Below are 26,846 nucleotides of genomic sequence, written 5' to 3'. Positions count from 1 at the left end.
TAACGGAAGTTTTCGGGCATTAGCGCTTTATCAACCGCATCGGCCACCACCAGCTCCGGCATCACGATGCGGCTCTTCTCTGTCAGGCTCGCGCACAAGATCACTGCAATCAGCGTCCTCGGCGTCATCGGCGTCGTCCTGATCGGCGGCATTCACCTCTACGGCGAGCGGGTGATGGGCGTCTATCGCGACGCGGCCGAGGATGCACGCGGCGTGTTCGAGCTGAACGACAGGATCGCGGTCGAGCTGCTCAAGGCGCGCCGCGCCGAAAAGGATTTCCTGCTGCGCAACGATCCGGCCAGGGCCCAGCGCCAGGCGGAGATCAGCAGGCAGGTGGCGCTCGATATCGAGACGCTCCGCGGCAGGATCGCAGCGCTCGGCAAGCCGGAGCTGGCGCAGCAGATCGACGCGATGAATGCGTCGTTGAAGATCTACCAGGCGCGCTTTGCCGCGGTCGTCGAGGAACGGCAGCGGCTCGGCCTCGACGAGAAGTCCGGCCTCGAAGGCCGCCTGCGCACGTCCGTCCACGGCATCGAGAGCCAGGTCGACCAGCTCCAGAATTCCCAGCTCAAGGTGATCATGCTGATGATGCGCCGGCATGAGAAGGACTTCATGCTGCGTCGCGACGCCAGATATGGCGACGACATGAAGAAGCGCGCGACGGAATTCGCGGATGGTGTCGATGCGGCGGCCATTCCCGACGGCAGCAAGGCCGAGCTGCGCCAGAAACTCGCCGACTACCAGCGCGACTTCGCCGCCTGGATGGAGACCGCGCTGAAGCTGGCGGCCGAGCTGAAGGCCATGTCCGAGGCCTTCTCGTCGGTCGAGCCCGTGATCGAGCAGATCTCGAAATCGGTCGACCGGGTCCGCGTCGAGGCCGATCGCCTGAACGATGCCGAGCGCGCCAGCATCCAGTTCTGGATTGCAGTCGCGATCGCGGTGATTGCGACCGGTGTGCTCGGTCTCGGCATCTTCATCGGGCGTTCGGTGTCGAAGCCGCTGTCGGCGGTGCGGGTTGCGATGATCGAGCTCGCCAATGGCAATTTCGCCATCGCGCTGCCGGGGCTCGGCCGTCCCGACGAGATCGGCGAGATCGCGCGGGCGGTCGAGACGTTCAAGATCAACTCCGAACGGAAGGCGCGCGAGGAGGCGGAGGAGAAGATCAGGCAGGACAAGCTCGCCGCCGAGCGCCGCCGCGCCGACATGATCAGGATGGCCGACGATTTCGAGGGCGCGATCGGCGAGATCGTCGAGACCGTGTCGTCGGCCGCGACCGAGCTCGAGGCCTCCGCGACGTCGCTGACGACGACCGCCGGCCGCTCCACCGAGCTTGCGGCGCTGGTGGAAGCCGCGTCCGAGGAGGCGGCGACCAACGTGCAGTCGGTGGCCTCCGCAGCCGAACAGCTGACCGCGTCCGTCAACGAGATCAGCCGCCAGGTGCAGCAATCGGCGCGCATGGCCGGCGATGCCGTCAGCCAGGCCAGCCAGACCAACGATCGCGTCAGCGAATTGTCGCGCGCGGCCGCGCGCATCGGCGATGTGGTCGAACTCATCAACGCAATCGCGGGCCAGACCAACCTATTGGCGCTCAACGCCACGATCGAGGCGGCGCGCGCGGGCGAGGCCGGGCGCGGCTTCGCCGTGGTGGCGTCGGAGGTGAAGGCGCTGGCCGAGCAGACCGCCAAGGCGACCGGCGACATCGGCCAGCAGATCTCCAGCATCCAGGTCGCGACCCAGGACTCCGTTGGCGCGATCAAGACCATCGGCGGCACCATCGAGCGCCTGTCCGAGATCTCCTCCACCATCGCCGCCGCCGTGGAAGAGCAGGGCGCGGCGGCCGGCGAGATCTCGCGCAACGTCCAGAACGCGGCGGCCGGCACCTCGCAGGTCAACGCCAATATCAGCAGCGTGCGCCAGGGTGCGACCGAGACCGGCTCGGCCTCTTCGCAGGTGCTCTCCGCGGCGCAGTCATTGTCGAATGACAGCAACCGGCTGAAGATCGAGGTGAGCAAGTTCCTGCATACGGTGCGCGCAGCGTAAGCTTGCACGGTAAGGGACGCGCCACTCTAACCCCTCGTCATTGCGAACGTGGCGAAGCAATCCGGAATCTTTCCGAAGGGATTCTGGATTGTTTGTGCGCCAGGCAAGCTGGCGTGGTCCAACCGGTGGAAGTCCGGTCCGGGTAAGCGGTAGCGAGCGCCCGGTAGTGAGTGTTGCGTGGCCGTCGGCAACGGCGGCTGCGAAGCGTACACAACGATGCTGTGGGGTGGGCTATTGAGCCGCGAAAGACAGAAACTCGCAGAGGCCGAGCCGGTAAGCAACGTCGAAGGCAACATGTGCGGCGCCGTTATGCGAGGCGCTGACGCTCTGCCGTGGTCGAAGACCCCATCACGCAGCAAAGGACCGCGTCGGAACCTGGGAGGTCCCGCATCTGACCGATGGCAACATGCCCCCAAGGTCCGCATCGGGAAGGCGAGGAGCCAAAGCCGATGACGAACGGATGCGGGAAGTCGGACGCGGCCGTAGTAGCGTCGAAGCCTGCGAACGAAGCGGAGCGATCCGCGGAGGAGTTGGTGGAGCGAAGGGCCGCGACCAAGGGGAATGCGGACCAGCAAAGCACGCCCCGGACGCCGAGCCGGACAAGCGTGACACAGGCGTTGGAACGCATACGGCGAACTGCAAGGGAAAGGAAGAAGGAGAGGTTCACTGCGCTGCTTCACCACATCACGCCTGAACTGCTCGAGGCGGAGTTCTTCGCGCTGAAGAAGCATGCCGCGCCGGGTGTGGACGGAATGATGTGGCGGAACTACGAGCAAGACCTCAAGGCCAATCTTGAGGACCTGCATGCTCGTGTTCACCGGGGAGCGTACCGGCCGCAGCCGTCGCGGCGGGTCCATATCCCGAAGCAGGATGGGCGGCAGCGACCGCTGGCGATTGCGTCCCTCGAGGACAAGATCGTTCAGCGGGCAACCGCTACGGTGCTCAACGCGATCTACGAGGAGGACTTCCTCGGGTTCTCGTATGGGTTCCGGCCCGGGCGCAGCGCGCACGATGCGATGGATGCGCTGCTGGTCGGAATCGAGAGCCGGCGGGTGAACTTCATTGTTGACGCCGATATCCGCTCGTTCTTCGACATGGTGGACCAGGAATGGCTCATCCGCTTCGTCGAACATCGGACCGGCGACCAGCGTATCATCCGTCTGATCCGCAAATGGCTCAAGGCGGGTGTTCTCGAAGAAGGAACGGTCAGGGTCAGCGAACAGGGGACGGCACAAGGGGCGGTGATCTCGCCGCTGCTTGCCAACATCTACCTGCACTATGCCCTCGATCTGTGGGCCGAACGCTTCAGACGGCGCGAGGCCGCGGGTGACATGATCATCGTGCGCTACGCTGACGACTTCATCGTCGGCTTCGAGCATGAGAATGAGGCCCGGCACTTCCTCGAAGAATTGCGCAAACGGCTGCAGGAGTTCGCGCTGTCACTGCACCCTGAGAAAACCCGGCTGATCGAGTTCGGACGTCATGCGGAGGACAACCGCAGGCGGCGCGGGCTCGGCAAGCCGGAGACCTTCAACTTCCTCGGCTTCACCTTCATCTGCAGCCGATCCAAGCAAGGCAAGTTCCAGATCAGGCGCAAGTCTCGCAAAGACCGCATGCGGGCGAAACTGCAAGCCGTGAAGCAGGGAATGCGACGGCGTATGCACCAGTCGGTGCTCGAACAGGGCAAATGGCTGCGGCAGGTCGTTACCGGGTACTTCAACTACCACGCGGTACCGACCAACAGCCGAGCGCTCAGCGCCTTCCGCTACTTCGTCACCGAACAATGGAGGCGGATGCTTCGGCGCCGCAGCCAGATTGACGGGACCACGTGGCAGCGGGTCGCGCGGCTTGCCTCCGACTTGCTCCCCAAGCCACAAATCCTCCATCCTTGGCCCCGAACACGCTTCACCGCTACTCACCCGAGGTGGGAGCCGTATGCGGGAAAGCCGCACGTACGGATCTGTGCGGGGGGCGCCCAGCAATGAGCGTCCCTACCGCGACCGCTGCGCTCGCAATGACGGCGGCCAATCACGCCCCCGCCGTCACCGGCGCGAACACCACTTCGATCAGCGTGCCGTGGCCGGCGCTCTTGATGTTGAACCGGGCGCGGTTGGCTTCGACCAGCGCTTTGGTCAGCGACAGATTGAGCGCGGAATTGTCCGCGGCATCGCCGGGCGGCGGGGTGCGGAACGGCTCCATCGCGGCGGCGACCTCGCGCTCGGTGAGGCCATGGCCGGTGTCGCGGATGCGCAGTGCGATCTCGCCGCGGTCGGTCATCGCGGTCGAGACGATGACCTGGCCGCCGGCGCTCGCCAGCCGGATCGAGTTCGAGATCAAATTCATGGTGATCTGCCGCAGCGCGCGCGCGTCCGCGCTCACCTGCGGCAGCGCATGGCCGAGCGAGGTGCGGATGATGATGCGTTCGCGGTTGGCCTGCGGCTGCATCACCGCGACGCAGGCTTCGACGAGGTCGTTGAGGTTGAGGTTGGCGAAGGTGAGGTCGAGCTTGCCGGTCTCGATCCGCGACAGCTCCAGGAGATCGTCGATGATGGCGATGACACGCTCGCCGGAGGCGCGGATGTCCTTCATGTACTCGCCGTAGCGCTCGTTGCCGAGGCTGCCGAAGCGCTCCGAGATCATCACCTCGGCAAAGCCGATGATGGCGTTGAGCGGCGTGCGGATCTCGTGGCTGATCCGCGCCAGCATGTCGGCCTTGGCACTCGCCGCGCCGTCGACGAGGCGGCGCGCCTGCGTCAGCTCGCTCTCGCCCTTCTTCGCGTGCGAGAGGTCCCGGAATACGGCGAAGAAGTTCGGGCCGTCGGGCCGGGTGCGGCCCATGATCATGGCGAGCGGAATGACGCCGCCCTTCTTCTCGCGTCCAAGCACCTCGCGGCCATGATCGAGCAGGCTCGCGATGTCCTGGCTCTTCACGCTGTCGAGATAGTCCGCGACGACCTGCTGGCTCTCGGGCGCGAACAGGGTCACCAGATTCTGCTCGAGCAGCGCCTCGCCGTCATAGCCGAACAGCGCCTCGGCACTGCGGTTGCAGGCGTGGATGTTGCCCTCGGCATCGAACATGAGGATGCCCTCGGCGGTGGTGTCGAGGATCGCGGCGAGATCTTCCGCGTCGGCATCGCCGGCCGAAGGCTCCACATCAGGCGCGTAGGGGAAGGACTCGGGGACGACCGGCTCGCCGGCAACCTGGGGCGCGGCAATCGCGGGTGCGGCTTGCGGCAGCGCGCAGATCAGCGCATGCGCGCTGTCGCCGTCCCAGTCGATGCTGTGCAGATGCGCGTCCGTGGTCGGCAGCGGCGCTTCGCCATTGGCAAGCGTCGCGCTGATCGTCACCGGCGTGCCGCCTTGCGACGTGCTGGAGGCCGACGACACGCCCGGCTCGACATAGAGCGCGTCCAGTCCGCCGGCATGCTCCAACGCCGTGATGCTGTCATAGCCCAAGCGCGCGAGGAACGCCGGGTTGGCGTAGAGCAGGCGGTCGAGGCGATAGATCAAAATGCCCGTCGGCAACAGGTCGAGCAGCGTGCGGTCGCGCAGGCTGATGCCGCGCGCCGGCGGCGCGGGCTCGGTCAGCCATTCGGCCGGTGCGGGCGGCGGCAGGGATTCGGGCTCGAACTCGGGCTCGGACAGCGGCGGCTCGGGCGCAGTCGCGGCAGTCGGCGGCTCGGCGCCGGCGACTGCGATGCTCTCGCGCTCGCGTTCGAGCCGCTCGGACAATTGCCGCGCCAGCTCGTTGAACGCGCTGTTCTCGACCGGTGTCAGCGTCGGCGATCTCGCATCGCCGGGGCTGCGGAACGGCACGACGTTGGGAGACGTTTCCACTGGCGTTTCCGGATCGCTTGGGTGTGAATGCGCGTCTGGTGTTGGTGCGGGCAGTTCAGCGACAGGCTCGGGCGTTGGCTCAGGCTCAGGTGCAGGCGGTTCGACCGAGGGAGGCGGTGCCTCCGCCATCGGCTCCGACTCGACGCTATCCGCGGAAGGGCTTTGCTGCGCGTGCGGCGCGACGAACAGCTCGAAGCGGCGCAGCGCATCGAGCCGGTTGAGGCCGTCGAGATCGCGGCAGACGCCAAAGCCGCGGAAGCCCGCAAAGTTGTGATCGCGGTCGTAGACCGGCAGGCCGGCGAGTTCGACCGGCAGGTGCTCGCCGCCATCGGCGGGCCAGTTCACGGTGATCCCGGCCCAGGTGTCGTGGCTGGCGAGCGCCTGCGCGACGCGGCCCTCGGGATCGAGCGAAAACTGTTCGGCGATCTCGCGCCAGGGGCGGCCGAAGCCGGCCGCGGTGTGCGCGCCCATCAGGCGGATGAACTCGTCCGAGCCGAGCACGAAGCGGCCGTCCGCATCCATCTGCCAGAGGAAGCGCAGCGGATGCTGGCGCGGCGGCTCTGCGGGCGCGGGCGGCGGCTCGACCATGCCCGATGTGATCAGCGCGGCCTGCGGCGGCGCAATGGCTGCGGGCGGGTTTTCAACCGGAGATTTTGCCGCGACGTCGATGACTTCGCCGGTCGTTTCCGCGGCAGACGCCTCGGGCGCGACGGCGTCGGGGATCAAGATCTCCGCGGCCGGCTCGCCCGCGGGCACCTCGGGCGCTTGCGCAATGGTCTCGGCTGGCGGGTCGCTCGGTTCGGCAAGGGCATCGAACAGCTTGATTCCGGAGGCGGCCTCGTTCGGCTGTGAAGACTGCACATCGTCCGGCGCCGTGGCCGGGGGGGCGGGCGGCGCGTCAGGCGCAGGCTGGGCGGCTTCTTCGCCCATGATCTCCTGAACCGCTTCGCGCGCCGGCCGCGCAGCGGCCGGCTCGATCAGCGCGACCAGCCCGACATCGGCGCCCGTGCCGACCCGCTGCAGCACCATGTGGCCGATGCCGATCGGCGTCTCGACCCGGCCTTTGGCGAGCGCATCGCTGCGGGCCTGCTCGAGGCCGGCCTCGTCGAGGTCGCGAAAGCCGAGCAAAGAGCGGGCGGCCTCGCTGGCGCCGACGAACAGGCCGTCGGGCGCGAACGCCGCCATCGGCACCTTCGCGGCCTCGACCAGGCGATGCAGCCGCTCGACCAGCGGCATCGGCTGCCCGGTCGGGTCCAGCGCGGTGACGAGCACGCCGTTCTTGCCGTCGGCGAAGTCGAGCCGCGCGCAGGCGCAGGTCATGAGGGTGCCGAGCCGGGCGCCGAAGCCGCGCAGCCGCTCCAGCCGCACGGCGCCGCCTCCCGGGAGCTGGCGGGCGAGCCGGGCCACCTGGCGGCGATGGCTGTCGGCAGGGCCGAAGATCTTCTCCGCGAGTGCCGCGGCATGGGCCGCGCCGAACAGCCTGGCGCCGACCGGATTGGCCCACAGCACGCGGCTGCCGTCGACCGCGAACAGCCAGGTGGGAAGCTGCGAGGTCGCATGCACGGCCAGCCGCGGATCGCCCACGCCTCGCAACTGGAAATCCGAACTACTCATCCAACCGGCTTCACGTCTCGCTGTCGGCGTCTTCTGTGGCGGCTTGCCGGAATGGCAGCCTTAAGAAAGGGTTAGTATTGCCCGCGGGCGCGGGCAGGTCCACGGCCCGGCCCCGACAGAGGGGCCCAAAGCCGCGATAACCTTAATCCAGTAGAACCCGCAAGCCGCAGCCCGCCTGCATCCGCAGGATTCGCGGGCGGGGCGATCGTCCGGCCGGCAGTCGAGGCTGCACGCGGCATCCTTGGCTCGCCCGCAACGCATCCTTCGAGACGCCCGCCGACGGCGGGCCCTCAGGATGAGGGAGGAGAGCGCGGCGGCAGTTCAATCTGGGCAATGCTGTTTAGCCTCATCCTTAAGGAGACCGCGAAGCGGTCGTCTCGAAGGACGAGGCGCTTGCTCAGGCCGTCTTCCCCGCACCAGACTACCTCAACCTCGGGTTCCCCCCTCTAGGAACCTCACCCTCACCGTGATTAAATTTCGCGCCGCACCCGTCCGATGCATTGCGCTGCACAATGTTGACATGTTAGGCAACCACAATGCTGGGCGCTGGGGCGAGTCATCTCGTTTGTTTCGCGTATCCAGTCTTCGTACCCGCCAACAGACGGCCCCGGTTGGCCGGCGGGCGCGCCGTAAGGCTCACTTCATTTTTTCTAGATTAGCGTGAGGGACAACCATGACAGGTGCGACTGATCCGTTTTCTGCCTCGATCATTCCGTTCGAGGTCCCCGAGCAGATGCGTGCGTTCGCCGAGAAGGGCGTATCGCAGGCCCGCGAGAGCTACGCCAAGTTCAAGGACGCGGCCGAGACCCACAACGGCACCGTCGAGGCCGTGTTCACCTGCGCCTCCAAGGGCGCCAGCGAGTACACCGCCAAGCTGGTCGAGTTCATGAAGGCCAACTCCACGGCCTCGCTGGACTTCGCCCAGGAGCTGCTCGGCGCCAAGTCGCCGTCGGACGCGTTCACGCTGTGGAACGACCACGCCCGCAAGCAGCTCGAGACCTTCCAGGCCCAGGCCAAGGAGCTGGTCGAGATCAGCCAGCGCGTCGCCGCCGAGACCGCCGAGCCGATCAAGGCGAGCGCTGCCAAGTTCTACAAGCCGGCTGCCTGACCAAAGCGGCGGATCGATCAAGTTGAGAAACCCGGGCCCCACGGCCCGGGTTTTTCTTCGCCTCTCCCGCTCTTGTCCGCCGAAGCCTTGGCGAAGGCGGATGCGGGAGAGGCCGGGGAGAGCGCTCTCTCCCCACGGGGAGTGTCGCCGCCAAGCGCGCGAGGCTCAGCACATTGATGGTCACCATCCGGGCCGATTTCGTCGGGCTGAACATGTTTTCCGCTGTTTTTTCGCGCCACTGCGGCCTTGCCAAATGAGGCCGTTGCACCTAGTTTCCGCCCCGTCCAGCCCCCTCGGTTGTCGGCCCTGGGAAGGGCGCCCCCCGGGCGCTCGCAAGGATGCAGTTGTAGCTCAGTTGGTTAGAGCGCCTGTCTGTGGAACAGGAGGTCGGTGGTTCGAGCCCACCCAACTGTACCACCGTGCCGGATAACTCCGCATTCTCAGCATCTTCTTGATAGACCTGATGTATTTGCGCCGCCTAAAATACAAAAGGCGCTACAAATGGCATTGCGTATGGTCGGTTTGAATCGAGCTTCTGACGGTCGATGGTTTGCTCGCAAAGGTGTCCCCGAGGACGTTCGCGAGGAGTACCAAAGGCTCTATGGGACCAGGCGTGAAGCTCATCTCAAACTCGCGGCCGACACCCCCAAGCACGAAGCTAAGGCCCGCCTTGGCGAGTGGGAAGCTGAGGTTGAAACGCGCATCGCTGCGAGCCCAAAGGAGCGGCGAGGGGCAACCACTCACGAGGCTCAACGCAATCGCTCTCGCGGGCCGTTGGTACGTGAAGCTGCACGAGGCTGATCCTGGACCGGCGAAGCGCTGGAGGAAATGGGCGACTACCTCGTGTGGGATGTGATTTATCCCGAGGCACCCGAAAGCTACCACGACAATCCCACGGCCGATCCGCATTGGGAGTGGCAGAAGGAGCCCGAGGTCCGAGAAGCGGTGAGGCCGCGTATCGCTGAATTGGCGGGTGGCGACGTTTCTTGCGAGCGAGGGTAAGGCACTGAACGCCACCGCCTATGCGCTCTTTGTCGATGCTGTTAGCGACAACCTTCTGCTCGCGATAATGTTGCTGGAGAGGCGCGCGAATGGCGACTACTCACGCGATGACACCCCCGACAGCTTTCCGCAGTTCACGGCTCAGGCGTGAGTTGCTGGTAATTGTTCGAGGCTTTCGTTACTGCGACAACGCCCGCACCTAATACGTTTTCCCGCTGGCGAGCCGTATTTCTGGAAATGCAACGTGAGTTTGCCGAGGTGGGGACGGACGGGATCACCGAGGACGCTGCGCGCAAGTGGGTGCATGGTCTAATAACAGCCAAGCGTACGGCGATAACTGTGCGGGAGATTTGGCGTTCAGCCTCGCGTCGAGTGTTTAGCTGGGCGCGCGAGCACAAGCGCGTTCGCCAAAATCCCTTCAAGGAAGTCAAGGTTGACGTTCCCCGCAAGGTGCAGACGCGCGAGGACGCCCGCAGCTTCACCACGGCAGAGGCCAAATCATTCTGAAAGCCGGCCTTGCGTATCAGAAGCCTGTCACGCCAACTGAGAGGACGCGCCGTTGGGTGCCATGGCTGTGTGCGTACTCGGGCGCGCGGTCAGGTGAAATCACTCAGTTGCGCGGCGGCGACATCGAAGGACGCGACGGATTCTACGTAATGAAGCTGACCCCCGAGGCGGGCACGCTCAAGACTGGCAAGCCGCGCGTTGTGCCGATCCATGAACACCTGATCGCTCAGGGCTTCATCGAAATGGTTCAGCAGGTTGGGAAGGGGGCGCTGTTCTACAATGACAGGACGCCACAGAAGAAAAGCAATGACCCGTTGAAGCTGTCACGTTCTCGCGCCGACACTGCTCGCGCTCACTGAGGAACATGGGTTCGCGGACTAGGTGTTGACGATCCCGAACTTAGCCCCAACCATGCTTGGCGCCATCTCTTCAAGAGGATCGGTGATGAAATCGGGATGTCGGAGAAAATGAACGACGCCATCACAGGGCACACGCAGGCGACCGAGGGACGGAAATATGGCCCGCCGACCGTATTTGCCATGGCCGAAGCTCTCAAGAAATTCCCTCGCTACAAGCTGGATTGAACGTGTGCTCCCTCGGTGGTCGCGTGTCCGGTTGCTCAGCAAGCCAATGTCTACACGCGGCACCAAGGTAAGCCGAGGATCGCGCAAGTCGGCTAATCCATCAGAAGCGGACGAGCTGCAAGGCGATTAGCGGTTCAATCTCACGCCCTTTTCTCTACACGATGGCCGCTTGTGCCTTGTTTCGGCCGCAAGAGTGAGAATTGATTGAGTTAACAAATGAACATAAATGCGTTCTGAGGTATCCTTATGGAGGCACTTGCAGAGACGGCTCCTTCTGATCTGGCCGACGAACTCACGGCCCATGCGGTTGCCAGCATCGAGGCAGCCGATCATTTCTCTTTTCCCTTCCCCCATATTGTCTTCCGCAATTTCTTTCCCGTGGAGTTTTACCGGGATCTGGTACGGAATGTTCCCACTGAAGGATATGATCCGATCACCGGCACGGGAACGCGTAGGGCGCTGCGCCTCTATGGCGAGAATATAGACAAGATCGATCCGTCACTGCGACCTGCATGGGCTGCGGTGTCGACCATGTTGACCTCGAAGGGGGTCGAGCGGGCGATCCGGAACAGACTGCACGACGGGCTTGAAATTCGCGCTCGCGGCGACAAGGTGCCGGGCGTCGACGATCTGAAGCTAGTAGCGAAGCCGGTGCTCTACTGGGACAGGGACGGCTACCAGATCAAACCGCATCCGGACACACGCAAAAAGGTTGTGACGATGCAGCTTTATTGCCCGGCCGACATCAGCCAGGAAGCTCTCGGCACGACGCTTTATCGGGCTTCCCTCAAAGGCCTGTTTCATGTTGGTTCCTACTGCCTTGAGCCCGTGAAAACCATCCCTTTCCTGCCCAATGTCGGATATGCGTTCGTGGTCCTGAAAGCCTATCACTCGCTGGCAAAGATGAGCTGGCACGGCCGCCCGCCAATCAAGACCGATCAGCCTCGGATCTCCATTCTTAACACCTTCTACATGAACGAGCATGTGGGCTTCTGATCGTTTGCCAAAGGCGCAGCGTCCCTCGGACCAGCGAAGACGGTGTTGAGACTGGACAGCGCGTGACCGTCGCTTTTGGCCCGTCGCGTCAATATCGTTAGGTCTGCTTTTGTGGCGCTCTTGGTTGCTAAGCAGACATGTGAATGCATAGCCTAAAATGAGGTCGCACGCGGGCTCCCGAGGGAAACCTGTGTGCGGCCTGTTTCTCGTTACGCTGCTTTCACAAGGTAGCTTTTCGATCCCCGGCCGACGCCGGGAAGGTAGCTTACCTTTCTCTCCCTGAGTGCCTGTGAGGCCGGGTGTTAGCTGTCGTTCAACATTTCACGTAGCTTCTTCACACTGCTGAGCTGTAGGTCGCGTTGAATAACGGTGAGGGACACCGGGCCGGGCGCCTGCTTCTCCATACAGGAGATGAGCCGTGCGTGAGAGCTACCGATGCGAGCTTCTTCTCCTTTGGGGTGTCCAGTGCGAAGGCCCAGTCTGTCACCTTGATCCCCGGCATATCGGCCTTGATGTCATCGAGTACAGCGCCACCCAAGGCATCCTTCGGCAGCACAATAAAGATGTCAGCAGGAGGGCAGTGGCCTTCAGCATCAATCACTTGTCGGCAGCAGATACGGTTGGCAGCTTGGATCACAGACACGGACATCTGACGTTGTTCCATCGTCTTCCGAACGTTCTTGTACTGCTTCCACTCCGGTGATTGCAGCCATTCGTCATCCTGTGCCCCTTGCAGCGCGCAGAACATGTTGGTGGCCCACGTCTGAGGGAGATAGGGCAATCCAAGGATCACCGCCGTATCGCAGTCCTGCCATGTATTCCGGCCGTCTCGTCAGGCCGACCGGGACGGAATCGACAATTTCGTCGGAAGCGCGACCTTTGGAAACGCCACTGAATCACGGCCAAGGGCAGCGGCGTTCTCTGGGGTGGCGTGGCGTCGGCGTCGAATATGCGCTGGACTTGAACTGGATTGTCGGCGGCGAATTCCTGCATACGATGTATCGGATGGCGATGCGACCATTCGCCGACGGGAGGGGCAGACCCGATGCCAATTGCAGCATCGGCGGCCAACTCACGACCGACGTTGCGCGCGTGAGGCTCAGCTACAAGTTTCAGTCGCCGCCGCTAGCCCTCAAATCATTCGGACAGGGGCGAGCCGAACTACCTCATCCCCGCCGCTACCCACACCGCCACGGGCAACGTCACCGCCGCCAGCAATGTCCCCAGCGCGACCGCGCCCGACACCGGGTTCACCAGCCGCTGATACTGGACCGCGAAGATGTAGGCGTTGGCGCCGGTCGGCATTGCCGCGAACAGCACGATCACGCCGGCCGCATTCGGCGGCAGGGCGAGCAGCTTTGCCAGCACGAACGCTGCGACCGGCATCGCCAGCAGTTTCAGCGCGCACATCACCAAAATGCTCAGCTTCTCGCCCTTCACCTCGAATCGAAACAAATTGATGCCGGGTGCGATCAGCGCGGCTGGCGAGCCCGCCTGCGCCAGCAGCTCGATCGTGCGGTCGACGACGGGATTGAGGCCGAGGCCCGTAAAACGCCAGACCACGCCGAAACCTATTCCCAGCATCAAGGGGTTGCGTGAGAGATCCGCGAGCACCGGCCAGATGATCGAGAGCGGCGAGCCGCTGCGCTTTTGGCTGACGAGCTCCATTTGCAAAATGCCGCAGAGCCAGAGCAGCGGCGTGTTCACCGACAGGATCAGCGCCATCGGTCCTGCCGCCTCGTTGCCGAGCGCGGAGAGCACGAGCGGAATGCCGAGCATCACGATGTTGCCGTAGACCGAGCCGATCGCGAACACGACGCCGTCCTCGCTGGTAGCGCGCCGCGCGCGCAGCGCCGCCGAGAGCGTCAGCGCCGCGATCCAGGTGAGCGCGAGCGCGCCGTAATAGCTGCCCCACATCCGCCAGGGGCTGACGTCGGGGAATTCCGACACGACGATGCTGCGAAACAGCAGCGCTGGGATGGCGATGCTGAAGGCGAATTCGGAGATGCCCTTGTGTGCGGTCTCGGAGACGAAGCGAAACAGCACCGCGACATAGCCCGCCGCGATCAGGGCGAACACCGGTGCGACGATCAGGATGGTGGCCATGCGCCCTTTGACCTCACGGGGATCGGCCGACCACCCCACGCATTTTTCGATGCCGGCATTATGCCCCTGTTTTGCCCGACGAGTCAAAACGGATTCGTAAAATCCGCAGATGCCTCGAGGCCCGGCTACTGTGCATGGGGTTGTTTTCGCAGTTTTTGTTGGAGGGCCCCCCGAGCCTGCAGCTGGAAGGCGATCTCGTCAGTTTCGCCGAGGGTTAGCCGGAGTCCTTGACCAAACTCAGCTGTCATCCTCCGCGACCCGGCTCCGCCGGGGCCACAAGGGTGCTCGGCCCGCCGAAGCTTCGGCGAATGCGGCAAGCCGGCTGACGACAGCGGAGGAGATGGCCGGCTGCTCCGGCCTGTTGCCGAGACCGCACAACTCCGGCCTTTCGCATCCCCCCTCGTTGCCAACGAACCGCGGTTCACCCACACTCCGCCACGGTCAGACATTGGGGGGATCGATGCCGGCGTTTCACTCTGGGAAGTCCGTTCTTGCTGCCATCGCCGGGGTCGCGCTGGCCGTGCTGGTCCAACCGGGCTCAGGCCTTGCCTACACGCCGGAGCAGCAGCAGGCCTGCACGCCGGATGCGATGCGGCTGTGCGGCGAGTTCGTTCCGAACGTCGATGCCATCACCGCCTGCATGATCCAGAAGAAGGCCCAGCTGTCGCCGCAATGCAAGGTGTTCTTCCGCGAGGGCCCCGAGCCCGGCGAAGCCCGCGCCGACCGGCCGACCAACGCCAGTGCCGCGTCGAAGAGCTCGGCGAAGAAGAGCAGCAAGCCGGCGGCGAAGGCGAGCAAGAAGAAGAAAAGCGACGAGGGCTGAAGCGCGCCGCACGTTCCTTGTTCGAAACCTGCTGATGCCCGGGGGGCGTCTTCACCCGGGCATTTGCATGTCCTGCGATGTCCTCCGAAAGCGAGAGGCGTGAAAGCGGTTTGTGCCGCGAAGCAGATGATTGCGGGTCAGCCGTGCGACAGCGTCGGACTCGTTTTGTTCGCAGCACCATGCGCGCGGACCCGCGGCGATTGCCGCCACACGCGATGGAAAAGAGTCGGAAGAAAGTTTGCGCGGCAGGGTTGCATTCGGCTTTACCGCCGCGTTGCTCGAAAAGCGCACATATGCTCGTTTCAGGCGCGATGCATTGTGGCTTGTGTCTCGTCGCGTGCAGCAGTGTGACTCAAAAGCCAACACGCCTTGTTATTTCGTGGCGGCCAAGCAACTCCCGGTAAATTTTTCTTTCCCGAATCAGTGCGCTGATTCATTTTCGCGGCCAGGGGTCAATCTGGAGGCCAAGGGTATGAACGTTATTGTTTTTGCATCGCGTAAAGGCGGCTCGGGCAAGAGTACCCTGGCTGCACATCTCGCCGCGCAGATCAAGGCGAGCAAGCAGGTGATGCTCGTGGACGCGGATCCGCAGGGCTCGCTGACGCTGTGGCACAAGCTGCGCGGCACCAACGAGCCGCCGATCAAGGCCGCCGTGAACTCCGTCAGCGGCATCGTCTCCGCTGCCAAGCGCGACGGTTATGAATGGGTGTTGATCGACACGCCGCCGAACCTCTCGGCCGTCGTCGACGACGCGATCAAGAATGCCACCATGGTGGTCATCCCCGCCCGTCCCGGCGTGTTCGACGTCAACGCGGTGCAGGAAACCATCCAGATGTGCCGCGCGGCGCGCAAGCCCTACGCGGTCGTGCTCAACGGTGCTCCGGCCAAGCGCGACGAGGCCGAAAGCCCGATCGTCACCATCGCCCGCGAGGCGCTGGCGAAATTCCGCGCTCCGGTGTGGGGCGGTCAGATCACCAATCGTTCGGATTTGTTGATGGCGCTGAGCCACGGCGAAGGCGCGCGTGAATATCAGGCCGAAAGCCGTGCGGCTCAGGAAATCGCAAGGCTGTGGGCGGCGATCGAGCGTTCGGTCAAGGCCATTCGCGGCACGGCGTCGGGATCCGGCGCAATGCACAGGCAGGCGGCGTAATTTTTCATAGATCATTCCCCGGACGGAAAACGCGCGGGAAGGTCCGCGCGTTTTGCGTTTCCGGGCTCACCTGTCATTCCGGGATGGTGCGTAAGCGCCAGATCCGGAATCTCGAGATGAAACTCACGCCACCATCAGCATGTAGAACACGATGACCGGCGACAGCGTCAGGATCACCGACCAGATGCCGACGGCCCAGAGGATGTCTTCGGTGGTGAAGCTCTCTTCGGTGGACAGGCTCTGCCGTCCGGCGCCGAAATGCGACGCCATTTCATTATGACTATTCACAAACGCCCCCGCGATTTCTTCGCTTAGGGGCATCATGCTATGCGGGATGTTTTAAAATTCCGGCTTGCAAGCCCGCTCGCATTTTGAGCGCATTTGCCACTTGCGCTTAACCATCGCGGCGCGCCGCCGTCTCAGGTCAGCCAGACCCGGAACAGCAGCACCGGCATCAGGCCGAGCACCACTGCCCAGAACGCGAACGACGAAACGACGAGAATCCCCTGCATGAGATCGGCGGGCGCGAATTGCTGCGCGGCCGTAGGCCGGGTGCGATGCCCCATGGTCATTCCCCCTTTTTGGTAGACTTTGGGAAGGACGATAGGTGCGGTCTCGTAAACGAGACGTGGATGCGCCATGCGGCAGCTGCGAAGAGTGTTGGGGTGCGATTAACCACGTGGGCGCCTTACCCTCTGCCCTTGCGGGAGAGGGTGGCTCGCCGCGTAGCGGCGAGACGGGTGAGGGGTCCCTCTCCTCACGAACAGTGTTGCGCGTCGAGAGAACCCCTCATCCGGCGCTTCGCGCCACCTTCTCCCGCAAGGGGACAAGGACGAGCTGCGCGCGTGGAGAGAGTGCACTACGCCGGAACTTTCATCCGTCGCTCGATCTCGCGATCGATCGTGGCTGCGAGCTCGCTGCTCACCTCCACCATTGGCAGGCGCAGTTCGGGGCTGTCGATCAGGCCGGATCGCCACAGCCAATACTTTGCCGGCGCGGGGCTCGGCTCGGTGAACAACAGGCGCGTGAGCGCGGCGACCTCATTCCAGCGCGCCTGCGCGGCGTCGTGGTCGCCGCGCTTCGCCTCCGTGTACACCGCGGCAAAGGTCGCGGTCTCGACATGGGCCGACAGCACGATGCCGCCATCGGCGCCGTCGATGAGCGCCTCGAGATAGTTGGCGTCCTCGCCGGTCAGCACGCGAAATCCCTTGGGCCGGTCACGCAAGAGCGCGATCGATTGCTCGCGGCTGGCGCCGCAATCCTTGACGCCGACGATGTTGGGATGCGCGGCGAGCCGCAGCATGGTCTGGTTGGTGATGTTGACCGCGCAGCGATAGGGAATGTTGTAGAGCGCGATCGGCCACGCCGCGTGGTCGGCGAGCGCCTCGAAATGCGCCAGCAGTCCGCGCTGAGACGGCCGCAAGTAGTAGGGGCTTGCGATCAGATAGCCCTCGATCGGCCAGTCCGCGGTCTCGTCCAAGCGGTCCTTCAGCCGCGCAGTGTCGGCGCCCGACAGTCCGAGGCAGATCGGCAAGGTGCGGCGGCCCGCCGACATCTCGTCGCGCACCACGGCGACGAGGCGCTCGAGCTCGCCCTCCCGCAGCGTCATGCCTTCCCCGGAGGTCGCCCCCAGGATGAAGCCGTCGACGGCCTGTCCGCGGTAATGCCGGGTCAGCCGCCGCAGCGAGGCCTCGTCCAGCTTGCCGTCACGGAACGGCGTCACCAGCGGCAGCCAGAGTCCGTGCAAATGGTCGCGTAGTCCGGTCATGTTCCATCTCCTTCTCGGGAAAAACCTGAGACGGAGGCACATGAAAAAACCCCGTCCAGGTGGCGGGGTTTTCGGGATCTAGCTCGCGATGACGAAGCCGTTAAAAGCGCGCGCAAAACTCCGAGGTCCCCGGACGGGGACCTTTTTTCGAAACGCGTGCGCACGACTTCGTGATCATTGGCAAAGAATGCGGGGGACGCCCAAAACTGTCAATACACGCGGAGGGCGAAAGCCGATTTCGGCAGAAAAAAAGCCGGACCCGAGGGCCCGGCTTAGGTATTGGCCACGTGAGGCCGACACAATCACCTTCCAAGAGGGATTACTGAACTCCCGCGCCACTGGAGGAGGGGGACAAATGCGCAACGCGAAGGCTCAGCGTGCAAACAGTATGGGCTTGACGAGCGCCGTGCAGCAACAGCCGAGGCCGCATGTCAGACATGCGGAAATCAGGACGGCCAGCGCTGCGCCTTGCTCACCACGAAGTCGCGGAACACCTGCACGCGCGCGACCGTCTTCAACTCCTCGGGATAGACGAAATAGGTGTCGAGCTGGATCGAATCCGATTCGCCGAACAGTTGTACGAGCTTGCTCTGTTCCTCGACCAGATAGTCGGGCAGTGCAGCGATGCCGAGGCCCTGCTGACAGGCCCGCACGAGGCCGAGGATGTTGTTGACCTTGAAGTACGCCTCGCGCGGGCCCGAGCCGTTGCGCGCGGCTTCGACCAGCCAGTTGCGGTTCTGCAGATGCGGCGCGAAGTTGCCGTCGGAGAGCGTGATGATGCGATGGGAGTCGAGTTCCTCCAGCGTCCGCGGCGTGCCGAAGCGCTTGATGTATTCCGGCGAGCAATAGGCGTGGAAGCCCATCGCGAACAGCTTGCGCTGGATCAGGTCCGGCTGCGTCGGCTTGCGGGTGCGGATCGCGACGTCCGCCTCGCGCATCGACAGGTCGAGCTCCTCGTCGGTGACGATCAGCGAGATCCGGATCTCCGGATAGAGCGCGGTGAATTCGCCGAGCCGCGGGATCAGCCAGTTGATGCCGACGCCCGGCGTCGTGGTGATCTTGAGATCGCCGCTCGGCCGCTCGCGGCTGTCGGTCAGTTTCGCGCGCGCCGCCTGCAGCTGCATGAACACGTCATGCGCGGTGCGGAACAAGAGGTCGCCCTGCTCGGTGAGGATCAGGCCGCGGGCGTGGCGGTGGAACAGCGAGACCGAGAGCTCCTGCTCCAGCGCCGAGACCTGGCGGGAGACCGCCGATTGCGACAGGCCGAGCTGCTCGCCCGCATGCGTGAAGCTGCCCGCTTCCGCCGCCGCGTGAAACACCTTCAGCTTGTCCCAGTCCATATCCGTAAATCCGTCGCGTGTTCGGGGCATGATCTTCATTCCGCTGCGGCGCGCTCGCTGGCGCGCAGGGCCAGGAAACGTTCGGCTTCGAGAGCGGCCATGCAGCCGAGGCCGGCGGCCGTGACGGCCTGGCGATAGGTCTCGTCGGCGACATCGCCGGCGGCGAACAGGCCGGGCACCGACGTGGCGGTCGAGTTCGGGGCGACCTCGACATAGCCGGACGGTTTGAGCTTGACCTGGCCCTTGACCAGCTCGGTTGCAGGCGCGTGGCCGATGGCAATGAAGACACCGTCGGTCTTCACGTCCGAGAGCGCACCGGTCTTGACGTTCTTCAGGCGGACATGGGTGACCTTGTTCGGGTTCTCGGTACCGCAGATCTCGTCGACGGCGGAGTCCCAGATCACCTTGATCTTCGGGTGCTTGAACAGGCGTTCCTGCAGGATCCGCTCCGCGCGGAAGTGATCGCGACGGTGCACGATGGTGACCTGCGAAGCATGGTTGGTGAGGTAGAGGGCTTCCTCGACCGCGGTATTGCCGCCGCCGACCACCACGACCTCCTTGCTGCGGTAGAAGAAGCCATCGCAGGTGGCGCAGGCCGAGACGCCGCCGCCCTGGAATTTTAGTTCCGACGGCAGCCCGAGCCAGCGTGCCTGCGCACCGGTGGCGAGAATGACGGCGTCGGCCAGATAGACGTCGCCGCTGTCGCAGGTGAGGCGGAACGGCCGCTGCGCCGTATCCAGCTTGACGACGAGATCGGTGACGATCCTGGTGCCGACATGGACCGCCTGCTTCTCCATCTGCTCCATCAGCCAGGGGCCCTGGATCACGTCGGCAAAGCCCGGATAGTTCTCGACGTCGGTGGTGATGGTGAGCTGACCGCCCGGCTGGATGCCCTGGATCAGGATCGGCTCGAGCATCGCGCGCGCGGCGTAGATCGCGGCGGTGTAACCGGCGGGGCCGGAGCCGATAATGACGACCTTTGCATGAACAGGAGCGGACATTTCGATGGACGCCTTTCACGGGGGATTTGCAGCGCGGGCGCGGAACGTGCCGGGAGGCCTCGCGGAGGCGCTGAAATATCAGAGCTAATCTAAGCCTTCTGATGAGCCATGCAAGAATTGCATTCCCTGTCGGCGGATTTTTCCAACAAGGAACAAAAGTCGATTGCACTGCACGCGCAATAAAATTGCGCTAACCGGGCGGACTAGGCTATGAGGATTGCGACAGACCTACTCAATACCGCCGCAAAGGCCAGGAGTTCCAATCACGTGTCGCGGAGCCTAGACGAGATCGACCTGAAAATTCTCACCGAGATTCAGGCCGATGGTCGAATCACCAATGTCGAGCTGGCCAAGCGGGTCGGCATCTCGCCGCCGCCCTGCCTGCGCAGGGTCCGGGCGCTGGAGGAGGAGGGGTATATCCACGGCTATCGCGGACTGCTGGACGCGCGAAAGCTGGGGTTCGACGTCACGGTGTTCGCCGCCGTGCACCTGTCCAGCCAGGCCGAGGCGGATCTGCGCGCCTTCGAGGAGTTCGTTCGCGCCGAGCCCCTGGTGCGGGAATGCTGGATGTTGTCGGGCGAGGTCGATTTCATCCTGAAATGCGTCGCGCCGGACATGGCGACGTTCCAGGATTTCGTGACGCACCTGACGGCGGCGCCGCATGTCCGCAACGTGCGGACGTCGCTGGTGCTGCACAATTCGAAATACGAGGCGGCGGTGCCGCTCGAGGTGAAGGGACGGAGGTAGGGCTTCACCTCTCCCCGTTCTTACGGGGAGAGGCGAAGACCAGCTGATGCTCCTCTCCGTCATTGCGAGCGCAGCGAGCAGTCCAGACCGTTTCCGCAGAAAGATTCTGGATCTGCTTCGCTGCGCTCGCAATGACGCGTGGCGAGGGCGTGAGTTCACCACAACCCGAGCACCACGCCGAAACAAAAAGGCCGCGCACTGCGCGGCCTTTTCGAAACGTCAGGGGACGCAGCGGCAAAAGCTTACCGCCACTCCACCTTGGTGATTTCATAGGCCTTGGCGCCGCCGGGCGTGTTGACCTCAACGGAGGCGCCCTTCTTCTTGCCGATCAGCGCGCGCGCGAGCGGCGAGGTGATGGAGATGCGGCCCTTCTTGGCGTCGGCCTCGACCTCGCCGACGATCTGCCAGACCGTTTTCTTCTCGGTGTCCTCGTCGACCAGCGTCACGGTGGCGCCGAACTTGATGGTGTCGCCGGAAAGTTTCGAGATGTCGATGATGTCGGCGCGCGCGAGCTTGTCCTCGAGCTCGGCGATGCGGCCCTCATTGTGGGACTGCTCTTCCTTCGCGGCATGGTATTCCGCGTTTTCCGACAGGTCTCCGTGCGAGCGCGCCTCGGCGATATGCTCGATGATCCGCGGACGGTCCACGGACTGGCGCTGCTTCAATTCTTCCCCGAGCGCGACAAAGCCGGCCTGGGTCATCGGAACCTTTTCCATCTCTTCTCTCGTCCTTCGGCCGGCGCGCCCCACTGACAGAAGGGCGCGGCAACCTTGATTCGTCGATATTTCCGGGGCCGAACACGCCGCCACCGGAACGTTATGTGGGTCTGGCGCCGGAACAGAACAACCACATGGCCGGACAGTTCCTCCGGCCATTGTAGCTTCATTGCCAACCACTTAGCGGCGGGCTCACCGCCGCTCGCGATCAGGTTTCCGAAAAGTAGCTCTGCAGGGTGCGAACCTCAAGGTCCCCGCCCAGATAGGCGCGGATGCCCTGCGCCGCGGCCACGGCCCCGGAAAGAGTGGTGTAATACGGCACTTTATGCAAGAGGGCGGCGCGACGCAGCGAACGGCTGTCCGCGAGAGCCTGCGGGCCTTCGGTGGTGTTGAGGACGAGCTGGACGTCGCCATTGGTGATGGCGTCGACGATGTGCGGCCGTCCCTCCAGCACCTTGTTCACCTTCTCCGCCGGGATGCCCTGGTCGGTCAGGAAGCGCGCCGTGCCCGAGGTCGCCAGCACCCTGAAGCCAAGCGAATGCAGCTGGCGCACGGCATCGGCGATACGGACCTTGTCGCTCTCGCGCACCGAGACGAACACTGTGCCCTTGCGCGGCACCCGCGTGCCGCCACCGAGCTGGCTCTTGGCGAATGCCACCGCGAAGGAGCGATCGATGCCCATGACCTCGCCGGTCGAGCGCATCTCGGGGCCGAGCACCGTGTCGACGCCGGGGAAGCGGGCGAACGGGAATACCGATTCCTTGACGCCGACATGCTTGAGATCGGCCCTCTTCAATTTGAAGTCGGCGAGTTTCTCGCCGGCCATGATCCGCGCCGCGATCTTGGCGACCGGCGTGCCGATCACCTTGGCAACGAACGGCACCGTGCGCGAGGCGCGCGGATTGACTTCGAGCACGTAGATCTCGCCGTCCTTGATCGCGTACTGCACGTTCATCAGGCCGACGACGTCGAGGCCGAGCGCGAGCTCGCGCGTCTGACGCTCCAGCTCCGCGATCATCTTGGTGTCGAGCGAGTGCGGCGGTAGCGAGCAGGCAGAGTCGCCGGAATGGATGCCGGCTTCCTCGATGTGCTCCATGATGCCGACGATGAAGGTGTCCTTGCCGTCCGAGAGGCAGTCGACGTCGACTTCGGTGGCATCGGTCAGATAGCGGTCGAACAGCAGCGGGTTCTTGCCGAGCACGGTGTTGATCTGCCCGGTCTTGTCGTTGGGGTAGCGCGCCTTGACGTCGGCGGGCACCAGCTCCGGCAGCGTGCCGAGCAGATAGTCGTTGAGCTGGTTCTCCTCGCGGATGATCTGCATCGCGCGGCCGCCGAGCACGTAGGACGGACGCACCACCAGCGGCAGGCCGAGATCGGCGGAGACGAGCCGCGCCTGCTCGACCGAATAGGCGATGCCGTTCTTCGGCTGCTTGAGGCGAAGCTTGTCCAGCACGCGCTTGAAGCGGTCGCGGTCTTCCGCGAGGTCGATCGCATCGGGCGAGGTGCCCAGGATCGGCACTTCGGCGGCTTCCAGCGCACGCGCGAGCTTCAGCGGGGTCTGGCCGCCGAACTGCACGATCACGCCGTGCAGCGTGCCGTTCGACCGCTCCTTCGCGATGATCTCCAGCACGTCCTCGGCGGTGAGTGGCTCGAAATAGAGCCGGTCGGCGGTGTCGTAGTCGGTCGACACGGTCTCCGGGTTGCAGTTGACCATGATGGATTCATAGCCGGCATCATGCAACGCGAAGCAGGCGTGGCAGCAGCAATAGTCGAACTCGATGCCCTGGCCGATGCGGTTGGGCCCGCCGCCGAGGATGATGACCTTCTTCTTGTCCGACGGCGTGCTCTCGTCGACGGTGCGGCCTGCAAATGGCGACTCGTAGGTCGAGTACATGTAGGCGGTGGGTGAAGCGAATTCAGCCGCGCAGGTGTCGATGCGCTTGTAGACCGGACGGACACCGAGCGCGTGGCGCTTCGCGGTGACCGCGGCCTCCGTCGTCTGCGCGAGCACCGCAAGTCGCGCGTCGGAGAAACCCATTGTCTTGAGCGTGCGCATGCCGAAAGCATTGCCGGGCAGGCCGTGCTTCCTGACCTTCTCCTCCATGTCGACGATGCCGCGCATCTCGCCGAGGAACCACGGATCGATCTTGCAGGAGTTGAAGATATCCTCGTTCGACCAGCCGAGCCGCATCGCCTGGGCGACCTGAAGGATGCGGTTCGGCGTCGGCGTGCCCAATGCGGCGCGGATCGCGTTCTTGTCGTCGTCGCGGCCGAGACCTTCGATCTCGATCTCGTCGAGGCCGGTGAGGCCGGTCTCCAGTCCGCGGAGCGCCTTCTGAAGGCTCTCCTGGAAGGTGCGGCCGATCGCCATGACTTCGCCGACCGACTTCATCGACGTCGTCAGCGTCGAGGAGGCACCGGGGAATTTCTCGAAGGCGAAACGCGGGATCTTGGTCACCACGTAATCGATCGTCGGCTCGAACGAGGCCGGCGTTGCGCCACCGGTGATGTCGTTGGCGATCTCGTCGAGCGTGTAGCCGATCGCGAGTTTTGCCGCGACCTTGGCGATCGGAAAGCCCGTGGCCTTCGACGCCAGCGCGGACGAACGCGATACCCGCGGGTTCATCTCGATCACGACCATGCGGCCGTCTTCCGGATTGACGCCGAACTGCACGTTGGAGCCGCCGGTCTCCACCCCGATCTCGCGCAGCACCGCGAGGGAGGCGTCGCGCATGATCTGGTATTCCTTGTCCGTCAGCGTCAGCGCCGGCGCCACCGTGATGGAGTCGCCGGTGTGCACGCCCATCGGATCGAAATTCTCGATCGAGCAGACGATGATGCAATTGTCGTTCTTGTCGCGCACCACCTCCATCTCGAACTCTTTCCAGCCGAGGACGGATTCCTCGATCAGGACTTCGTTGGTCGGGGACGCGTCAAGGCCGCGCTCGATGATGTCGAGGAACTCTTCCTTGTTGTAGGCGATGCCGCCGCCGGTGCCGCCCATGGTGAAGGAGGGACGGATGATCGCGGGCAGGCCGATCTCGGACAGCGCCATCATGGCCTGGCCGAATGCGTATTCCTGGTAGCGCTTGCGACGGTCGCTTTCGCCGAGGGTCCATTGGCGGTCGAGCTCCTCGAGCGCTGCGCCCGACAGCTTCTCGCGCTCGGCGTGGTATTTGTCGCGGAAGGACTTCTTCAGCTCGGACGCGTTGGCGAGCCGCGACTTCGGGGTCTCGAGCCCGATCTTGGTCATGGCCTCGCGGAAGAGCTGGCGATCCTCGGCCTTGTCGATCGCGTCGGCGGTCGCGCCGATCATCTCGACGTCGAATTTCTCGAGCGTGCCTTGCCGCCGCAGCGACAGAGCGCAGTTCAGTGCGGTCTGGCCGCCCATGGTCGGCAGCAGCGCGAAGCCGCCGGGAATGACGTGACGTTCCTTCTCGATGATCTTTGCGACGATCTCCGGGGTGATCGGCTCGATATAGGTCGCATCGGCCAATTCCGGATCGGTCATGATCGTGGCCGGGTTGGAATTGACGAGGACGATGCGATAGCCCTCTTCCTTCAGCGTCTTCACCGCTTGCGTGCCCGAATAGTCGAACTCGCAGGCCTGGCCGATCACGATGGGGCCGGCGCCGATGATCAGGATGGTCGAGATGTCGGTTCGTTTAGGCATCACCGCTCGCGGGCTGGAATTTGGGCACAAAAAAAGGGCGCGCTTGCCGCGCGTCCCTTGAGCGAGAGCGCGGGGGTCTCCCTCGCGCGCGGGTGGGTCTTAGACCAGTTTTCGGGGCGGCGAAACCCCGAAAAACGCCCATCAACCGGCAATTTTGACGGGTTTTGGCCGGGCCTGCCAGCCGCGGGCGAGGTGCACCAGAAGCGAGGCCGCAACGCTCGATCCGCCGATCCAGCCGAGGTCGGTCGGCGACAGGGTGGCCAGTACCGCTCCCCCTAAGGCCCCGCCGATGGCGAAGCCGAGATACATCGCGGAGGCATTGAGCGAGAGCGCGATCATCGAGGCCTGCGGCTCGATCCGGATGATGCTGGCGACCTGGGCCGGATAGAACGCCCAGCCCGAGATGCCCCACAGGAAGATCGCGCCCAGCACGGCGTAGTGCGCTTGCCCCGGCATCAATTTGAGGACCAGCGAATGCAGGATCAGCGCGCTCGCCATGCCGGCGAGCCCGAGCGCTGCGGTGGTCAGCGTGCCGAGCCGGTCCGCCAGCGCGCCGCCGAGCATGTTCCCGATCGCAGCCGCGCCGCCGAACACCAGCAGCGCCAGACTGATCTGCGAGGCAGCGAAGCCGAGTCCGCGCAGCGGGATCGCGAAATAGGTGAACACGGTGAAGCCGCCGAGCGCCCAGAGAGTGGTGATCAGAAGCGCGATCAGGACGTTGCCGTGCCGCGCCACGGCCAGCCGGTCACCGAGCGAAGCCGTGTTGCGCGGCAGGCCGCGAGGCAGACCGAGCAGCAGGCCGGCGAGCGCAACAGCGCCGATCACGGCGACCATGGCAAAAGTCGCGCGCCAGCCGAGCAGGCTGCCGACGAGATTGCCGAGCGGAACGCCGATGACAGTTGCGACCGTGAGCCCGGAGGTCACGAGCGCCACCGCGCGGCCGCGCCGTTCGGGCGAGGCGACGGCGACCGACACCGCTAGCGCCGTCGGCATGCAGAGCCCCGAGCCCAGCGCCATCAGCATCCGCGAGACCAGCAGCAGGGCGTAGTTGGACGACACCATCGCTGCGAGGTTTCCGGCGATGAAAGTCGCCAGCGCCAGGGCCAGCACGGTGCGGCGGTCGATGTTGTTCAGCGCCACCGCCAGGATCGGCGAGCCCACCGCATAGGTGAGGGCGTAGGCGGTGACCAATTGGCCCGCGGCCGAGACCGAAATCGATAGGTCGCCCGCAAGCGCGGGCAAAAGTCCAGCAATCACAAACCCTTCGGTGCCGATCGCAAAGGCCCCCAGGGCCAGCCAGAAGACGCTCATCAGAAACAATCCATATGTTCAACGTTTATTGAACTATCGAACCAAGCGATCGCTCTGTCAATTGGTTCAAGAACTATTGAACATTGTGGTCGCATCGCTATGATTCCGGGATCATGAGCCGCACACCCCACCATCCCACCCGCGAGCAGATCGAGCTGCCGATGGTTCTGGATTGTCTGAGCGATCCGATCCGTCTGGCGATCGTCTACCAGCTCGCCCAGCAGGAACGTGTCAGCAGCGAACTCCGCTGCAGCGACTTCAGCGCGCTCAGCGGCAAGTCGAACCTCGCCTATCACTTCGCCAAGCTGCGCGACTGCGGCCTGATGCGGACCCGCGTGGCGGGCACCAACCGCTTCATGCGGCTGCGCCGCGAGGATCTGGAGGCGCGCTTCCCCGGCCTGCTCGATGCCGTGCTCAGCTCCGCAGCCAGGGATGCGGACAGGCTTCCGCTGCTGCCGGAGTGCGAATTGGTTGAGGTTGACCGACGGTGAGACGCTTGCGCGTGGGCTGCTGATACGGCGCG

Annotated in this window: 22 protein-coding genes and 1 tRNA gene; 12 read left to right on the top strand and 11 right to left on the bottom strand. The window is 64.3% G+C overall.

Annotated elements, in window-relative coordinates:
- The first annotated feature begins 66 nt into the window (after positions 1-66).
- Both ACNJYB_RS34465 and ltrA read left to right on the top strand, forming a co-directional pair.
- Complete coding sequence (locus tag ACNJYB_RS34465; protein ID WP_439371030.1) at positions 67-2,040, top strand: methyl-accepting chemotaxis protein; 1,974 nt, start codon at positions 67-69, stop codon at positions 2,038-2,040.
- Between the two features lie 605 nt (positions 2,041-2,645).
- A complete protein-coding gene (ltrA, locus tag ACNJYB_RS34460) occupies positions 2,646-4,025 on the top strand; it encodes a group II intron reverse transcriptase/maturase (protein ID WP_439368749.1) in 1,380 nt (459 codons plus the stop codon).
- A 43-nt stretch (positions 4,026-4,068) separates the two neighbouring features.
- Here the strand turns inward: ltrA and ACNJYB_RS34455 are convergent, their stop codons facing one another.
- The gene (locus ACNJYB_RS34455) at positions 4,069-7,491 is read right to left on the bottom strand and encodes a PAS domain-containing protein (RefSeq protein ID WP_439371029.1); all 3,423 of its coding nucleotides are present in this window, start codon (positions 7,489-7,491) and stop codon (positions 4,069-4,071) included.
- Positions 7,492-8,164: 673 nt separating this feature from the next.
- Between ACNJYB_RS34455 and ACNJYB_RS34450 the strand changes: the two genes are divergently transcribed.
- From ACNJYB_RS34450 to ACNJYB_RS34425, 6 genes are all read left to right on the top strand, one after another.
- Entirely contained in the window at positions 8,165-8,599 is a 435-nt protein-coding gene (locus ACNJYB_RS34450; RefSeq protein ID WP_439371028.1) for a phasin, read from the top strand.
- Between the two features lie 340 nt (positions 8,600-8,939).
- Positions 8,940-9,016, top strand: a tRNA-His gene (locus tag ACNJYB_RS34445).
- Between the two features lie 556 nt (positions 9,017-9,572).
- Positions 9,573-9,752 carry a hypothetical protein gene (locus ACNJYB_RS34440; RefSeq protein ID WP_439371027.1) on the top strand — a complete coding sequence of 60 codons (180 nt, stop codon included), beginning with the start codon at positions 9,573-9,575 and terminating at the stop codon, positions 9,750-9,752.
- A gap of 11 nt (positions 9,753-9,763) precedes the next feature.
- Positions 9,764-10,108 (top strand): hypothetical protein, encoded by a 345-nt coding sequence (locus ACNJYB_RS34435; protein ID WP_439371026.1) that lies wholly within the window; start codon positions 9,764-9,766, stop codon positions 10,106-10,108.
- 149 nt (positions 10,109-10,257) lie between these two features.
- Entirely contained in the window at positions 10,258-10,467 is a 210-nt protein-coding gene (locus ACNJYB_RS34430) for a hypothetical protein (RefSeq protein ID WP_439371024.1), read from the top strand.
- A 471-nt stretch (positions 10,468-10,938) separates the two neighbouring features.
- A complete protein-coding gene (locus ACNJYB_RS34425) occupies positions 10,939-11,688 on the top strand; it encodes a hypothetical protein (RefSeq protein ID WP_439371023.1) in 750 nt (249 codons plus the stop codon).
- 334 nt (positions 11,689-12,022) lie between these two features.
- On the opposite strand, the gene ACNJYB_RS34420 is transcribed toward ACNJYB_RS34425, so the two are convergent.
- Both ACNJYB_RS34420 and ACNJYB_RS34415 read right to left on the bottom strand, forming a co-directional pair.
- The gene (locus ACNJYB_RS34420) at positions 12,023-12,481 is read right to left on the bottom strand and encodes a hypothetical protein (RefSeq protein WP_439371021.1); all 459 of its coding nucleotides are present in this window, start codon (positions 12,479-12,481) and stop codon (positions 12,023-12,025) included.
- A gap of 368 nt (positions 12,482-12,849) precedes the next feature.
- Complete coding sequence (locus ACNJYB_RS34415; RefSeq protein WP_439371020.1) at positions 12,850-13,794, bottom strand: AEC family transporter; 945 nt, start codon at positions 13,792-13,794, stop codon at positions 12,850-12,852.
- A gap of 460 nt (positions 13,795-14,254) precedes the next feature.
- On the opposite strand from ACNJYB_RS34415, the gene ACNJYB_RS34410 reads away from it, so the two are divergent.
- Positions 14,255-14,617 (top strand): hypothetical protein, encoded by a 363-nt coding sequence (locus tag ACNJYB_RS34410; RefSeq protein WP_439371018.1) that lies wholly within the window; start codon positions 14,255-14,257, stop codon positions 14,615-14,617.
- A 472-nt stretch (positions 14,618-15,089) separates the two neighbouring features.
- Complete coding sequence (locus ACNJYB_RS34405; protein ID WP_439375715.1) at positions 15,090-15,767, top strand: AAA family ATPase; 678 nt, start codon at positions 15,090-15,092, stop codon at positions 15,765-15,767.
- A 123-nt stretch (positions 15,768-15,890) separates the two neighbouring features.
- Here the strand turns inward: ACNJYB_RS34405 and ACNJYB_RS34400 are convergent, their stop codons facing one another.
- The 5 genes from ACNJYB_RS34400 to trxB form a co-directional block, all read right to left on the bottom strand.
- Complete coding sequence (locus ACNJYB_RS34400) at positions 15,891-16,088, bottom strand: hypothetical protein (RefSeq protein WP_439375714.1); 198 nt, start codon at positions 16,086-16,088, stop codon at positions 15,891-15,893.
- 98 nt (positions 16,089-16,186) lie between these two features.
- Positions 16,187-16,408 (bottom strand): hypothetical protein, encoded by a 222-nt coding sequence (locus tag ACNJYB_RS34395; protein ID WP_439371017.1) that lies wholly within the window; start codon positions 16,406-16,408, stop codon positions 16,187-16,189.
- 218 nt (positions 16,409-16,626) lie between these two features.
- Complete coding sequence (locus ACNJYB_RS34390; RefSeq protein WP_439371015.1) at positions 16,627-17,535, bottom strand: 4-hydroxy-tetrahydrodipicolinate synthase family protein; 909 nt, start codon at positions 17,533-17,535, stop codon at positions 16,627-16,629.
- A 446-nt stretch (positions 17,536-17,981) separates the two neighbouring features.
- Complete coding sequence (locus tag ACNJYB_RS34385) at positions 17,982-18,905, bottom strand: LysR family transcriptional regulator (RefSeq protein WP_026312114.1); 924 nt, start codon at positions 18,903-18,905, stop codon at positions 17,982-17,984.
- A gap of 5 nt (positions 18,906-18,910) precedes the next feature.
- Entirely contained in the window at positions 18,911-19,876 is a 966-nt protein-coding gene (trxB, locus tag ACNJYB_RS34380; RefSeq protein ID WP_439371014.1) for a thioredoxin-disulfide reductase, read from the bottom strand.
- Between the two features lie 267 nt (positions 19,877-20,143).
- Here trxB and ACNJYB_RS34375 point away from each other — a divergent pair, with 267 nt between their 5' ends.
- Positions 20,144-20,623: an Lrp/AsnC family transcriptional regulator gene (locus ACNJYB_RS34375; RefSeq protein WP_026312113.1), complete on the top strand. Its 480-nt coding sequence runs from the start codon at positions 20,144-20,146 to the stop codon at positions 20,621-20,623.
- A 242-nt stretch (positions 20,624-20,865) separates the two neighbouring features.
- Here the strand turns inward: ACNJYB_RS34375 and greA are convergent, their stop codons facing one another.
- From greA to ACNJYB_RS34360, 3 genes are all read right to left on the bottom strand, one after another.
- Positions 20,866-21,339 carry a transcription elongation factor GreA gene (gene greA / locus ACNJYB_RS34370; RefSeq protein ID WP_027563740.1) on the bottom strand — a complete coding sequence of 158 codons (474 nt, stop codon included), beginning with the start codon at positions 21,337-21,339 and terminating at the stop codon, positions 20,866-20,868.
- A 208-nt stretch (positions 21,340-21,547) separates the two neighbouring features.
- Positions 21,548-25,012: a carbamoyl-phosphate synthase large subunit gene (gene carB, locus ACNJYB_RS34365; protein WP_439371013.1), complete on the bottom strand. Its 3,465-nt coding sequence runs from the start codon at positions 25,010-25,012 to the stop codon at positions 21,548-21,550.
- A gap of 141 nt (positions 25,013-25,153) precedes the next feature.
- Complete coding sequence (locus tag ACNJYB_RS34360; protein WP_439371012.1) at positions 25,154-26,323, bottom strand: MFS transporter; 1,170 nt, start codon at positions 26,321-26,323, stop codon at positions 25,154-25,156.
- Between the two features lie 113 nt (positions 26,324-26,436).
- Here ACNJYB_RS34360 and ACNJYB_RS34355 point away from each other — a divergent pair, with 113 nt between their 5' ends.
- Positions 26,437-26,814, top strand: a complete 378-nt coding sequence (locus ACNJYB_RS34355; RefSeq protein WP_439371011.1) for an ArsR/SmtB family transcription factor — start codon at positions 26,437-26,439, stop codon at positions 26,812-26,814.
- The last annotated feature ends 32 nt before the right edge of the window (positions 26,815-26,846 follow it).

The sequence above is a fragment of the Bradyrhizobium sp. SMVTL-02 genome (assembly GCF_051853005.1).
Lineage (GTDB): Bacteria > Pseudomonadota > Alphaproteobacteria > Rhizobiales > Xanthobacteraceae > Bradyrhizobium.
This window is presented reverse-complemented; position numbering and strand designations above follow the sequence as displayed.